Origin of the sequence: Sinanaerobacter chloroacetimidivorans, assembly GCF_018128545.1 — a bacterium.
Lineage (GTDB): Bacteria > Bacillota > Clostridia > Peptostreptococcales > Anaerovoracaceae > Sinanaerobacter > Sinanaerobacter chloroacetimidivorans.
Genome location: NZ_JAGSND010000001.1, coordinates 121,210 through 135,177 on the forward strand (window position 1 = coordinate 121,210; position 13,968 = coordinate 135,177).

A 13,968-nucleotide genomic window follows, 5' to 3' on the forward strand; every position below is an offset into this window, starting at 1 on the left:
AATGAAACTAAAAACGAAAAAAGGCGCTGCGTTGGTTGAAGCCAGTATGATTTTCCCCTTGGTGATCGCCGGAGTCATGGCAGTACTTTACATTGTAATCGGATTGTATTCCGCACTGTCCCTGCAATCAAATCTCCATATAGCCCTGAGGCAGGAAGCCGGAAAACGATCTGAAACAGTCTGCCGAGAAAACGAAGTAAATGTATATGATATGGAAGAAAGTAAAATTGGATTACGGACTATTATCTCCATGGAAGAGAAAAGAAATTACAGAACCAGCAGCCTGTTCAACAACAAAGTTTCCAGAACAGAGAAGGGGCAATCCTATGTAATTGATGAAGCGGATCTTGTCAGAAAAATTGCCATAGGAAAGGAGGTTTTGCAGTTTGAAATTTCTAAATAAGCGAGGATCAACTACGGTTCTGCTTTCCCTGTTTCTGGCATCCATGCTGGCTGTAATCGGCGTTTATCTGCATGCTGCATCAAAAGCAGCGGCCAGGAGTTATGTCGACGCTATTTTTGAATTGGCAGGAAAATCAATTTTATCGGAATATGATAGAAGACTGTTTGAGGAATATGGAGTTTTTGCGGTAAAAGCAGAAGAAAGCCAGGTTGAAAAGAAATTGGAATACTATGCTAAAAGCAGTTTTCATACCAATAAAGTTGAAGAATTTATAAAAAATAAAAAATATATCGATTTACTGAAACTAGATTTACAGGATGTAAAAGTTGATTTAAAAGACTATTCACTGATAAATGTTGATGTGTTTGAAGAGCAGATACTGGACTTTATGAAATACAGAATCATTCAAAAAGTACTGCCGGGCAAGGAAACAAACCTGTCAGAAAGCCAATCACAGAGTACTCCCCAAACCATTTTAAGAAATCAAAAAATTATCGGGAGCTTGCCCTCCAATGGATATCAAGGAGGTAATCTGGATATTAACAAGCTTCTGGATGAAGGAATTCCTACATTACAGGAAATAAAGGACTCGAGTCTTGAATGCTTCTATGTAAATGAATACATTTTAGATCAGTTTTTACACCAAAGAAAGAATTCACTAGAAGAAAGAAAAACTTTTTTCCGTCATGAGGTGGAGTACATACTGACAGGAAAATGGAATGATGAAGAAAACTATAAACATGTCAGAAATAATCTGGTGATAATGCGAACTGCTTTGAACTTGACACATATATATGCAGATCCAGCCAAAAGAGAAGAGGTTCTGGCACTAGCTTCCGTGATGACACCCGGGCCGGAAGCTGTCGCAACTCAACTATTGCTTGCAACGGCCTGGGCAGGTGCTGAAGCCGAGAATGATGCAAGACTCCTTGAACAAGGAAAGAAAGTTGCCCTGATAAAGACCAGTGTCAATTGGTCTTTGGATTTTCAAAGCATTCTCTCCGGCATCGGCAATGGTTCTGCGGTTGAGCCTGAGCAAATGAACGGAATGGATTATGAAGATTATATCAGAGTATTTTTATACTTTCTGAATCGAGAAATAAAACTCCTGCGATGCTTGGATTTGATACAGCTGAATATGAAAGGGAATTACGGAGAAGAGTTTGATCTGAGAAATTATTATGGAGGATTACAATTTGAAGCTTTTGTTCAGGGCAGAAAATATGCATTTCGTCAAAAATTCTAAAAGAGGTTTTATTGCTGTGGAAGCAGCCATTATACTTCCTATTTTTCTTATCGGTGTTTTAACCTTTGCATATCTCATCAAGCTGGTAACCGTTCAGGAAGCCGTTATGCACGCCTTTACTGACGAAGCAAAAAGGCTGAGTGCGGAAGCTTCTTTTTATCCCATTGACCCATTTTTTAAATCGAGACTGGCAAATAGAATCTATGGGGAAAATCCCATTGATGTGAAGAATATAGACATAGACAATTATCAATATCTGTACAATATCAGCGGAGCTGCCGGTATGATCTCGGTTGATCTTAACTATCAGGTTGATATCAGACTCCCCATAACATTTTACAACGATTTACCGATTTATGAGAAGCTTGTCTTCAGAGGTTTTATTGGGGCCGAAGAAGATTGGGAACCTATGCCCTTCGAAGATATGGAAAAGGAAACCGACTCCCAGCTTGTTTGGATTTTTCCAAGAGCCGGAGGACGATACCATGGCGAAGACTGCACCTATATTTCTGCAGATCCAAGAGAAATGCTTTTGTCTGGGAAGGTAAGGAGTCAATACAAACCTTGCAGCATTTGTAAGCCTTCGGAAATAAAGAATGGTAATTTTGTTTACTGCTTTATAAAATCAGGAGAAGTTTATCATAGAGGCAGCTGCCCGGTGGTCGACAGATACGTTATATCAATCGAAAAAGAAGAAGCAATTGAGAGAGGATATACCCCTTGTCTCAAATGCGGCGGGAATTAAAGGAGAAGGAATGGAAAGACACCTGGAAAGAGATTACGTTAATATTCGATCTCATCATTTCGATAGGGAGAATGATCCTGAAACTGAAGAGCCAAAGACGACTTCAAGCGGGAGCGGGGAATTTATCGCTATTGGGAATATCACGTGTAAAATTGAAGAAATTTTAGGGAAAAGAAGATTTTGTCTGGAAAAAGGACAAAGTGGATTATTGGAGTTTGAAAAGAAAATGTTGATGCTGCACAGCTGTCCTTATATTTTGCCTGTCAATATGCTGCAAGTGGATGGCTTTGATCAGGTCTATTACGATTTCACAGGATACCTGACTGTTGAGGAATATGTTTGCAGGTTTAAAAATAAAATTCCGGCAAGGGACAAGCATCTTTATGTAGAGGATTCCATTAAAATTATTGCCAATCTCTTGAGAAGCCTGAAAGGAGCAGAACTGTATTTGCTTAGTACAGATAGAATCCCGCTGCTTACAGAAACAATTTTTGTGAACCTAAAGACCAGGGAAGTGGCCTTTGCATTTATTCCATCGCTTACCGGCCAGAATCCATTCCAAAGCAGAATCGTAGGACTGATTGAAAATATGGAAGCATTGTATGGTGAGGAAACTCTGGGAAGCCATTTTTCAATTATGAAGGAAAGAATTTACGACAGTAACCCCGGGCTGGACGGAATGCTGCGGATAATAGGGATGATTCAAAGGGAATCCGGATACATAGAATGGACAAATGACGTATTTCGCAAGGATGAACCGGTAGAGTCAACCGAGGAATGGAAGGAATCAAATTCATCTTCCATACAGAAAAAGAATACGGAGGGCTCCAGGCTTGGAAAAAATAAGAGTAAATTAATCTTGATTCAAGTTGTAATTTTTATCATACTGTCAGGGATATATCTGTCGGGGTTGCTTGATACAGTGGATTTTTATGGATTTTCAGCAATTACAACAGGAGTTGATTTGTGGCTGGTAAGGAGTATCCAAACAGCAGATAAATCAGAAAAGAAGGATAGAAAAAAACTTGTATTTTCAAAATAAAAAGCCGAGCAATTTGCTCGGCTAGTTTACGATGTTAGTATGAGATATTTTGCAGATTATCTGTCGTTTCTGAACTGACGTCTTTCGTTCTTTTTCTTGTCTCTGCATTCCTTACATCTTTTTGGTTCGTTATCAAAACCTTTTTCCTTATAGAATTCCTGTTCTCCAACTGTGAATACGAAATCCTTTCCGCAGTCCTGACATACGAGTGTTCTGTCTTCCATTGATTTTCCTCCAGATTTTTAAAAAAAAATAATTTTTTAATATTTAAAATAGGTGATGGAGACGATTTCCCAAAAAGATGATCGAGCCATTGTATTTTAAATATCTCTGTAGATATTATATCGGTTATTGGAGTTTCTGTCCACTAATAATTTGAAAAAATATTACATTATGAGAAAAATATTTTTTTTTCTTCCACAAAAATATAAAGAATCGAAAATTATTTTTTATTTCTTAGAAAGATCATTTTATAAATTGACAGAAAAGATTCCTATTTATTTTTCTTTTATTTACTTCAGTTATCAAGTATAATTATTCTCATAGAAGTATAATAACTTACAATACGGGGGGACTTGTGCTTATGAGAAATTTTTTAGAGAACTGGAATTATAAAAAACATGCAGTAACGATTACAGGATTATATTTGGGTGCTTCTATTCTTGGAAATGCCTTCTTTGGGAAAAAAATTCCTGAGGATGAGAAATCATTGAACCCGGTTGCGGTATGTAAGAAGCTAACTAAAAAGCAATGGATATTTAATGGAATTTTGACCGGAATGTATTGTATTGATATGAGTGCAACTTATTGTGTTTTAAATTATTTCAAAAAGCAATTTAAATAGTCAATAAGAGGGTATTACATATAAGCAGAATCAACAAGACAGCACTTCTGTGCTGTCTTTTAGAAAGGTACCTATGCTGGGCTATATTACACCGGACAAGCCGGAACTGAAAATAAAAGAATTTGAGATCTATGGAGGATATTACTGTGGTATATGCAGATCGATAGGCAGAAGATACGGTCAGCTTCCCCGGCTAGTATTAAGTTACGACTCTGTTTTATTGGCACTGCTGCATGCAGGTATTCATCCGGAATCTGATAACATTCAGATATCCAGGTGTATGGTTCATCCTCTGAAAAAAAGGACCATCGTTACCGACAGTCCGGAAATTGATAATGCTGCGGACATTTTACTGTTGCTTGCCTATTATAAGTTTCAGGATGATGCCAAGGATAAAAAAAGCAAAACTGCGGCAATTGGTGCTGCCTATCTGAATTCAGTTTATAAGAAACTTTATGAAAAGAGACCTGAGCAGTGCAGGGAGGTGCAAAACCGGCTTCGAGAGCTGGCACTGTTAGAGGAGGAACATTGTTCCTCTATTGACCGTGCTGCAGAACCATTTGCAAAATTAATGGAAGAAGTTTTTGATCCGGGAACTCTTTTGATTCATTCCCGGTTCTGTGATGAAGAGATGAAAGCAATCTATAGAAGAATCGGTTATCATTTAGGAAAATGGATCTATATAGTGGATGCTTTTGACGATATTGAAGAGAATATTAATGATCAGTCTTATAATCCGATTTTATGCCAGTTTCAGTATGATGAAAAAAAAGAATCCCCGAATGATTTCAGGATACGGGTTCGCGATAGAATTGAAATGAATTTGATGCTTTATCTTGCTGAAACGGCCAAATGCTGCAAGCAGCTGGAAATACAGAAAAACAAAGGTTTAATAGATAATATTATTTATCTTGGCCTGTTACGAAAGACAGAGGAAATACTTAAGAAAGGAAACACAGAAGATGCAAAATCCATATGAGGTGTTAGGAGTTAAAGAAGGGGCAAGTCAGGAAGAAATCAAGGCTGCTTATAGGGAACAAGTAAAGAAATATCATCCCGATAAATATCATGATAATCCCTTATACGAGTTAGCAGAAGAAAAACTTCAGGAAATTAATGAAGCTTACGAATATTTGATGAAAAATAATGGCCATAGCGGCTATGAAAATTATTCGAAATCATCCAGCAACAGAGGCTATTCAAGCGGCAGCCCTGAATTTGAAGAAATCAGAAAAATGATAGACAGAGGAAACGTCCCGGGTGCTGAAGCTATGCTGCACCGAGTACGCACAAGAAATGCAGAGTGGTTTTTTTTGAATGGAATGATTTCATTAAGAAAAGGCTGGTATGATGACGCAATGACCAATGTGCAGACTGCAATTTCTATGGATCCTAATAATGGAGAATATAGAACTGCTTTAAATAGTATAATGTCAGCAGGAAATGGATATCGTACAGCAGCCTATGGCAGAGGGTATACAAACAATGATGATTTATGCAGACTGCTGCAGTGTTATTGCTGTGCTGATGCATTGTGTGACTGTATTTAAAAGATCAAAAAAATTCTGTAAAAGCAGAGAAGGAGTATTCTGTGGTAGAAAAACAGAGCAAATCAACGCGATCGGTAGCAGTAGGCGGCATTTTTCTTGCGCTTTCCATCGCTACTTTATATGCGGCCACGTTTATCCCCGGAATTGAACTGACCTTGTATACAATCAGTTCTTTTTATGTTGCCTTTATCCTGATAGAAACCGGACCCGGAGGGGGTCTGCTGTTTTACACAGCATCCTTGCTGTTATCAGCACTGCTGATACCCAATAAGATCGGGCTGATTCCCTACGCCATGTTTTTCGGCCTTTATGGAATTGTGAAATACTATATTGAATACAGCAAAAAGCTTCCAATGGCAGCGGAGATCCTATTGAAACTATTATTTTTCAATATTTCGATAGGAATTGGTCTTGTATTCTTTAAAGAACTGTTTTTAGGTGCTTTTCAGGTCCCTGATTTGGCATTCCCGATTCTGGCGGCTGGCGCCCAAATCTTCTTCCTTTTTTATGATTATTTATTTACCTTAGCGATCGGATTTTATCTGAAAACGAGACCAAGAGCTTAGTCATATTTTCCTCTCCTCCTGAATAAATATAGCAATATAGAATGAAACGCTATGAAATGGTACGGAGGAAAGAGGGATCTTATGGGAAGATACAATCGATATCCCCGATATAGAAGCAACGGAATGGGATTTTCAGTTTTTATTTTATTTATTATTCTTGCTGTGGCTGCAGGCTATGTGGGAACGAAATACGTGATATATCCTTATTTTTTGGACAGCAGTATTCCAATGGAAGATGCTAATGATAATCCACAGAAAGTTGATGAAACGACAACGGATTCAGGAGTGGACGTTGTAGCAAGCCTGCCGAGCATCGTCATTGATCAGCAGGATATTAAAGATACTACTACAGATACTGCGGTGGAGCCGGAAGGAACTCCTACAAGCAGCCAAACCATGGGAAAGGGACCCTACAGTGTGCAATTCGGAAGCTTCACCACAAAAGCAGCTGCGGAGGCTCTTTGTGCGGAGTTGTCGCAAAAGGGGATTTATGCCTATTCCTATGAGAGCAACGGAAGTCATAAAGTACTTGGATTACCCTATTCAGATAAAGAAAAGGCAAAAGAAGCTGCCGCAATCGTATCTGCCACGGTTACAGATGTTTTCGTAGTGGATTTGTCATCTTTAATCTAAAAAATTCAGAAAGGAATGCAGATGATACCCTTATCTACCAGAATGAGACCGGAAAATTTGGACCAATTTGTAGGACAAAGTCATTTCATGTATAAAGAGTCTTTACTTTATAATGCTATTAAAAATAAAACCTTTGATTCTGCTATCTTTTTTGGGCCTTCCGGAACGGGAAAAACAACCCTTGCAAGAATCATTGCAAGAGAAATGGATGCGGATTTTTATGAGTTGAATGCATCCACCACCGGAATAAAGGAATTAAAGGAAATTATAGAAAAAGGAAAATTGAAATTTTTTGGTTTGCAAAAAGAGACAACCTATGTCTACGTGGACGAATTTCATAGATGGAACAAATTGCAGCAGGACTCCCTGCTAAAAGCTTTGGAAGAGGGGGTTATCAGGTTTATCGGGAGCACAACGGAAAACCCCTATTTTGCAGTAAACAATGCGATCTTAAGCCGTGTTGGGTCCGTTTATGAATTTAAAAGACTGTCAAAAGATGAAATCTATCAGATATTGGTACATGCATTACAAGATTCAGAACGGGGTCTTGCAAAACGCAATTTGGAGTGGGATCCCGAAGCCGTTAAGATCCTTTCGGAGCTCAGCAGCGGAGATGCACGCATCGCACTGGATACCTTAGGGTTTATCGCCGACAATTTAAAAATCGGCGGACGGATTGATACAAAAATGGTTGGCGAAGCTATGCAGCGCCAGACTACTTTCTACGACAGAAGCGAGGACAAGTATAATTTACTTTCTGCACTTCAAAAATCGGTTCGAGGAAGTGATCCGGATGCGGCCATCCATTATCTTGCAAGGTTACTGGAAGGCGGTGCCGATATCCAGATGATTGGCCGAAGACTGATGGTAATGGCCAGTGAGGATGTTGGTATGGCATATCCGAATGCGATTACTATCGTAACAAGCTGCGTTCAGGCGGCTTTAATGATCGGTTTGCCGGAGGCCCGCATCAATCTGGCCCAGGCAACCATCTTGTTGGCATCCTGTCCGAAGTCCAATGCCTCCTGCATGGCTTTGGCAAAGGCCACCTCGGACTTGCAGCGTAAAAATATAGATGATGTTCCCGACCATCTAAAAGATTCCCATTATTCAGGGGCTTCCAAAAGAGGGCTGGGGATCGGTTACCTGTATCCGCATGCTTACGGAGGATATGTAAAACAGCAGTATCTCCCTGATAATCTGTATCGGGAAGGTGTGAAATACTATGAACCAACTGAGAACGGAAAGGAAGGGGCTTTTAAAAAGTTTTTAGAAAGTCTGAACCAAAAATGAAGGAAATAAAACTTGCAAAACATTCCGGATTTTGCTTTGGGGTCAGAGAAGCTTTAAAGAAAGCGGAAGAAACCATTGATCAAAATCAGGGAAAAAAAATATATACCTGCGGACCTATTATTCATAACAAAACAGTGACTGACGAATTGGAAGAAAAGGGTGTATCCATTATTTCCTGCCCCGATGATGCGGAGTCCGGAGCTATTGTCATTATCAGATCCCATGGGGAACCGGAAAAGTTTTACCAGGAAGCAAAAGCAAGAGAAATTAAAATTGTTGATGCGACCTGTCCTTTTGTGAAACGGATACAGCAATTGGTAAAAGATGCGAAGGAACAGGGGAGAAATATCGTAGTCGTCGGCGATAAAAATCATCCGGAGGTAATCGGGATTAATGGATGGTGCGATAATGAAGCCTATATTGTTTTAAATTTGGATGAGGCAAAAAAAATTAAGGCTGATCATTTATTTATCGTAGCCCAAACTACCCTTACCAACGATTTATTTCAGGAAATTGCCGAATATTTTAAAAAAGAAAAAAAAGATGTTATCGTTCATAATACCATTTGCAGTGCTACGGCAGAAAGACAAAAAAGCTGTATGGAAACAGCGATAGATTCTGATTTAATGGTCATAATAGGTGGTAGTGACAGTTCTAATTCAAAGAAGCTGTATGAAATTTCAAAAAAATATTGTGAAAACACGTATTTTGTAGAAAATAAAGAATATTTACCATTGAAAGAAGTCGAGAAATGTAATAAAATAGGAATAGCGGCAGGAGCCTCGACTCCTGAACGTATTATTAAGGAGGTTATTGCTACTATGAGTGAATTATTCACTGAATCAAAAGAAGAAAATCTGATGCACGGATTAATGGAGGAGATCGAAAAGTCTCTAAGATTGCCACGCAGCGGAGAGATTGTAAACGGAGAGGTAATACAGGTTTCAAATAGAGAAATCGTAGTAAATCTTGGTTGCAAAAAAGATGGTATTATTCCAAGAGATGAATTAACTTTGGAAGGAGACCAAGAATTAACCGACCTGTTTAAGGAAGGCGATGAAATTCAGGCTAAAGTATTAAAGACTGATGATGGAGATGGAAACATTTTATTGTCCAAGAAAAAGCTTGAAGTAAATGAGCATTGGGATGAAATCAATAATGCTCTTGAAAATAAATCATTTGTTAACGCAAAAATTGTGAAAGAAGTGAAAGGCGGCGTAATTGCGGTCTATAAAGAGGTTTCAGGATTTATTCCTCTTTCACAGCTTTCTGATAAATTTATTGAAAAAGCAGATGAGTTTGTTGGAAAAACCTTACCTGTAAAGGTAACCAGAGTGGATCAAAAAAGAAATAAGGCAGTCTTCTCCCATAAGGCTTACTTAACAGAAGAAAGACAGAAAAAGGTTCAGGAAATTTGGGACTCCTTAAACATTGGCGATGTAGTAGAAGGAACCGTAATGAGATTTACAGAATACGGCGCATTTGTTGACATCGGCGGAATTGACGGATTACTGCATATTTCCGAGATTTCCTGGGGCAAGCTGAAGCACCCGCAGGAAGCATTAAAAATTGGTGAAAAAGTTCAGGTGAAAATCCTCTCCATGAATACGGAGAAAGGAAAGATTTCCCTTGGATTAAAACAGAACAGACCGGAACCTTGGTCCGTAATTGATGAGAAATACCAGGTAGGTCAAATCATATCAGGCAAGGTTGTTCAGATTAAAGACTATGGTGCATTTGTTGAACTTGAGCCTGGTCTTGACGGTCTTGTTCATATCTCAGAGATTGCTTATAAGCGTGTAACAAATATAGCAGAAGAAATTTCCGTTGGACAGGAAGTGACTGCTAAGATTCTTGAAATCGATAAGGAAAGAAAGAGAATCAGCTTAAGCATCAAAGAAACATTAGAACCTCCTTTATTCTCAGAAGAAGAGAAAGAAGAAGCTCCCGCCGCAGCTGAAGAAGCTGCTGTTGAAGAAACTACAGACGCTGAATAATTCATAGTTCATAAGAAATAGTAATAAAAGATAACCGCCGATATAAAATCGGCGGTTTTTGTAATTTGTAATAGAAATCTTCTTAGATCTATTTCGGATTACGTATATCCAGGTCAAAATACGCGTAGGCAGGGTCAGTTACGTATATCCAGGTTACATTACGCATATGCAGGGCCAGTTACGTATACTAGGGCCAGTTGCATATATTTAGGAATTTGAAAGCCGGATCAGTTCTTCCGCACTTTTTATCGTGGTGTCCGTTATATTGATCCCGCCAAGAAGCCGTGCGATTTCCTGAATCTTCTCTTCCTGGGAAAGTGGAATAACATTTGTCACAGTAGCATCACCGACAACTTCTTTCTGTATTTTATAGTGATGATCTCCGAAAGCAGCAATCTGAGGCAGGTGAGAGATGCAGATAATTTGATGGCTCTTTGAAATCTCCAACAGTTTTTTGCCTACGATACTGGCTGTAATACCGCTGATCCCGCTGTCAATCTCATCAAAGATCATGGTTGGTATGTAGTCGTAATCCCCGATAATCTGTTTGAACGCAAGCATGATACGGGATATTTCTCCGCCGGACGCTATTTTGGCGAGGGGCTTTGAAGCTTCACCCAGATTTGTTGAGATCAAAAACTCTACTTTATCTATTCCTTCTGCCGTAAATACAGAAGCCTTGCCATCTTTTACGTTATCAAATTGAATGGTGATCGCAGCATTTTTAAAGTTCAGTTCCATTAATTCCTTGTTTATTTTTTCCTCTAAAAGGATCGCAGCATTTTTACGCAGTTTAGAGAGTTTTTCGCTTTCCTCCAGGAGCTGCTTTTCATATCGTAAAAGCTGCTCTGTCAAGCTTTCTTTCAGCTGATCCATGTTTTCAATTACATTCAATTCATCAGCAAGCTTTTTTTCGTATTCCAATACATTTTCGATGCTGCCACCGTACTTGCGTTTCAGAGTATCCAGGACCTGAAGACGATTTTGGGTCTCTTCCAGGATTTCAGGGGAGAAGGATATGTGATCCCTGTATTTTCTGACTTCCGTTGCAACGTCTGTCAATTTGTAATAAGAATCAGACATGACATCTTCAAACTCTTTGATCTCATTGGAATAACAGGAAATTTGCTGCAGCAGGGACAAGCCCTTGCCGATTCCATCCAAAGATGACGGGGAGCTTTCATAGAGGATTTCATAAAGGCCTGAAAGGGTTTGATATATTTTTTCGCTGTTTTGAAGAAGCGTAAACTTTTGTGTTAATTCTTCATCTTCACCGATAACCGGCCTGGAAGCAGATATTTCCTGAAGCTCAAAACGCATAAAATCACGCTTCCGTTCCATTTCGGCTTCGTTGGAAAGCAGGGAATTCAGTTCCTGCTTCGCTTGAGTGTATAGATGAAACAGCTCGGAAACCTTCAATTTAACCGGGGATATTACTTTATCATCATATGAATCGATCAATTTAATATGATTTTCCTGATTCAGCAAGGATTGGTGATCGTATTGGCCATGTATGTCGGCAATTTTCCTGCAGAGCTTATTTAACTGTGACAAGGGTACAATTTCGTCATTGATCCTGCAAAGGCTTTTCCCATTAGCGGAAATTTCTCTGGTGATGACATATTCTTCGCCCTCTAAATCAGCAACCATCTGAATAACGGCCTTTTCTTTTCCGGTCCGAATATAAGCGGTATCAGCCCTGCTGCCTAGAGCCAGGCTGATCGCTTCGATAATGATAGATTTCCCGGCACCGGTTTCGCCGGTAATCATATTCAGTCCCTCATAAAATGCCACATCAACTTTTTCTATGATAGCAAAATCTTTTATACTAAGATGAGAAATCATATGAATATCCTCTTATTTAATCATTTCATTAAACTTATTCATCAGGGCAGGTACATTTGAAGGGTCATTTGCAACAAGAAAGATTGTGTTATCTCCGGCAAGGGATCCGATCACATTGGGAAAATTGAGAGAGTCTATGGCCTCCGCAGCTGCGGAGGCGCAGCCGCTTAAGGTTTTTACCACAATAATATTGCCGGAGGATGATACTGATTGAATTGTTTCTTTAAATATTTTAATAAAACGGTCAGAAACAGGCTGATCAACACTGACCCCCACCGTATACTTATACTTTCCCGATGGAGAAAGGGTTTTTACAAGCTGAAGTTCTTTAATATCTCTGGATATGGTAGCTTGGGTAACTTTATACCCGCTCTTTCGCAATAACGATACCAATCTTTCCTGGGTCTCCACTTCGTGAGTGTTAATAATATCAAGTATTTTGTTTTGTCTTGAATATCGCATGACGCACTCCTTTTCTGAATAAATATAGACCTTTCATTATATTTATTATAACATATAGGCTTGTCTAATCAACTAAAATGTATACGGATTTCCTTATTCTTTCAGCTTTTATGGGATTCTATGGCAAAGTACTCGTGGACAAACATATGTTTTTCATGATAGAATATAGTATGTTGTAATTAGGCTCTGATTATGACAATTGGCATAAATTATGATATAATTCAAGATAGGATACAGGAAATGAGAATATTGGGAATCGACCCGGGATATGCAATTTTGGGATATGGGATCATCGATGTAAAGGGAAACCATTTCACCGTCTGTGGTTATGGTGCTGTCACTACGGATTCTTCTATGGAAATGCCGGACAGGCTGAAACACCTTTATCAGCAAATCATGGAAATTATTCAGGAATATGAACCGGACGTAGCATCTATAGAGGAGCTGTTCTTCAATACTAATACCAAGACGGCAATTTTAGTAGGACAAGCAAGAGGGGTTGCCATTCTGGCCTGTGCAAATTCCGGCTTGGAAATCAACGAATATACACCTCTTCAGATCAAACAGGGTCTGGTAGGCTACGGAAGGGCAGAAAAAAAACAGATCCAGTCTATGGTAAAAGCAATATTGAATTTGACTGAAGTCCCGAAGCCGGATGATACGGCGGATGCTTTAGCCGCAGCTATTTGCCATGGGCATTGCGCCGGCCATCAGAAAAGACTGGCGAAATATAAATAATAAGGAGATACGGCAGATGTTTCATTATATTAAAGGAAATGTAACCATGAAATATGAAGGCGGCGTTGTTATAGAAGCCAACGGCATCGGATATGAAATTAACGTACCCGATAATTCACCCGTTTACCTGAAAGACAGTCAGGATACGGTTTTGGTCTATACCGCTATGATTGTCCGGGAGGATGATGTCAGTATTTATGGTTTTATGGATAAAGAGTCACTGGGACTTTTCAGAAAACTGATGACGGTCAGCGGAGTAGGGGCCAAAGCAGCTATGGCTTTATTATCGGCAATGCCTGTATCAGAATTAAAAAAAGCAATCCTTTTTGAGGATGCCGTCAGCCTGACAAAGGCCAATGGAATCGGAAAGAAAACGGCCCAGCGCATTGTGCTGGAACTTAAGGATAAAGTAGGAACGATGGGAGGGCTTACGGAGATATCCGAACATACTCCGGTTGGAGGCAGCAAAATGGAGGCTGCTGACGGACTTATTGCTCTGGGTTACAGTAAGAGTGAAGCCATGGAATTCCTTGCACAAATCACAGAAGAGGATCTTACCGCCGAAGAGTACATAAAAAGAGCATTAAGGAAAATTGCAAGATAG

At 39.3% G+C, this 13,968-nt stretch carries 16 protein-coding genes; 13 read left to right on the top strand and 3 right to left on the bottom strand.

All coding sequences use genetic code 11. The features are described 5' to 3' along the window. The first annotated feature begins 1 nt into the window (after window position 1). The 4 genes from KCX82_RS00615 to KCX82_RS00630 are packed head-to-tail and all read left to right on the top strand — an operon-like array spanning window position 2 to window position 3,436. Window positions 2-403 (top strand): TadE family protein, encoded by a 402-nt coding sequence (locus tag KCX82_RS00615; RefSeq protein WP_227016501.1) that lies wholly within the window; start codon window positions 2-4, stop codon window positions 401-403. Beyond that, on the top strand, window positions 387-1,649 hold the full coding sequence (locus KCX82_RS00620; RefSeq protein ID WP_227016502.1) for a DUF5702 domain-containing protein: 1,263 nt from the start codon (window positions 387-389) through the stop codon (window positions 1,647-1,649). Before KCX82_RS00615 ends, KCX82_RS00620 begins: the two co-directional genes overlap by 17 nt. A gap of 16 nt (window positions 1,650-1,665) precedes the next feature. Next, window positions 1,666-2,394 carry a hypothetical protein gene (locus KCX82_RS00625; RefSeq protein WP_227016503.1) on the top strand — a complete coding sequence of 243 codons (729 nt, stop codon included), beginning with the start codon at window positions 1,666-1,668 and terminating at the stop codon, window positions 2,392-2,394. A 10-nt stretch (window positions 2,395-2,404) separates the two neighbouring features. Then, on the top strand, window positions 2,405-3,436 hold the full coding sequence (locus tag KCX82_RS00630) for a DUF6382 domain-containing protein (RefSeq protein WP_227016504.1): 1,032 nt from the start codon (window positions 2,405-2,407) through the stop codon (window positions 3,434-3,436). 56 nt (window positions 3,437-3,492) lie between these two features. Here the strand turns inward: KCX82_RS00630 and KCX82_RS00635 are convergent, their stop codons facing one another. Beyond that, window positions 3,493-3,660: a zinc-ribbon domain-containing protein gene (locus KCX82_RS00635; protein ID WP_227016505.1), complete on the bottom strand. Its 168-nt coding sequence runs from the start codon at window positions 3,658-3,660 to the stop codon at window positions 3,493-3,495. Between the two features lie 359 nt (window positions 3,661-4,019). Here KCX82_RS00635 and KCX82_RS00640 point away from each other — a divergent pair, with 359 nt between their 5' ends. From KCX82_RS00640 to KCX82_RS00670, 7 genes are all read left to right on the top strand, one after another. Beyond that, a complete protein-coding gene (locus tag KCX82_RS00640) occupies window positions 4,020-4,280 on the top strand; it encodes a hypothetical protein (RefSeq protein ID WP_227016506.1) in 261 nt (86 codons plus the stop codon). A 73-nt stretch (window positions 4,281-4,353) separates the two neighbouring features. Next, window positions 4,354-5,259, top strand: a complete 906-nt coding sequence (locus KCX82_RS00645; RefSeq protein ID WP_227016507.1) for a DUF5685 family protein — start codon at window positions 4,354-4,356, stop codon at window positions 5,257-5,259. Then, window positions 5,243-5,830 (top strand): J domain-containing protein, encoded by a 588-nt coding sequence (locus KCX82_RS00650; protein WP_227016508.1) that lies wholly within the window; start codon window positions 5,243-5,245, stop codon window positions 5,828-5,830. The genes KCX82_RS00645 and KCX82_RS00650 overlap by 17 nt, the downstream gene beginning before the upstream one ends. 41 nt (window positions 5,831-5,871) lie before the next feature. Beyond that, entirely contained in the window at window positions 5,872-6,396 is a 525-nt protein-coding gene (locus KCX82_RS00655; protein ID WP_227016509.1) for a hypothetical protein, read from the top strand. A gap of 81 nt (window positions 6,397-6,477) precedes the next feature. Then, window positions 6,478-7,029 (top strand): SPOR domain-containing protein, encoded by a 552-nt coding sequence (locus KCX82_RS00660; protein WP_227016510.1) that lies wholly within the window; start codon window positions 6,478-6,480, stop codon window positions 7,027-7,029. A 42-nt stretch (window positions 7,030-7,071) separates the two neighbouring features. Beyond that, a complete protein-coding gene (locus KCX82_RS00665; protein ID WP_227016511.1) occupies window positions 7,072-8,322 on the top strand; it encodes a replication-associated recombination protein A in 1,251 nt (416 codons plus the stop codon). Then, window positions 8,319-10,319, top strand: a complete 2,001-nt coding sequence (locus KCX82_RS00670) for a bifunctional 4-hydroxy-3-methylbut-2-enyl diphosphate reductase/30S ribosomal protein S1 (protein ID WP_227016512.1) — start codon at window positions 8,319-8,321, stop codon at window positions 10,317-10,319. The genes KCX82_RS00665 and KCX82_RS00670 overlap by 4 nt, the downstream gene beginning before the upstream one ends. Before the next feature lie 207 nt (window positions 10,320-10,526). Here KCX82_RS00670 and recN read toward each other — a convergent pair whose 3' ends face one another. Continuing rightward, on the bottom strand, window positions 10,527-12,164 hold the full coding sequence (gene recN, locus KCX82_RS00675) for a DNA repair protein RecN (protein ID WP_227016513.1): 1,638 nt from the start codon (window positions 12,162-12,164) through the stop codon (window positions 10,527-10,529). Between the two features lie 12 nt (window positions 12,165-12,176). Then, window positions 12,177-12,626, bottom strand: a complete 450-nt coding sequence (locus KCX82_RS00680; RefSeq protein ID WP_227016514.1) for an arginine repressor — start codon at window positions 12,624-12,626, stop codon at window positions 12,177-12,179. 240 nt (window positions 12,627-12,866) lie between these two features. On the opposite strand from KCX82_RS00680, the gene ruvC reads away from it, so the two are divergent. Next, window positions 12,867-13,364, top strand: coding sequence for a crossover junction endodeoxyribonuclease RuvC (ruvC, locus tag KCX82_RS00685; protein ID WP_227016955.1), 498 nt, complete (start codon window positions 12,867-12,869; stop codon window positions 13,362-13,364). Between the two features lie 16 nt (window positions 13,365-13,380). Continuing rightward, window positions 13,381-13,968 carry a Holliday junction branch migration protein RuvA gene (ruvA, locus tag KCX82_RS00690; RefSeq protein WP_227016515.1) on the top strand — a complete coding sequence of 196 codons (588 nt, stop codon included), beginning with the start codon at window positions 13,381-13,383 and terminating at the stop codon, window positions 13,966-13,968.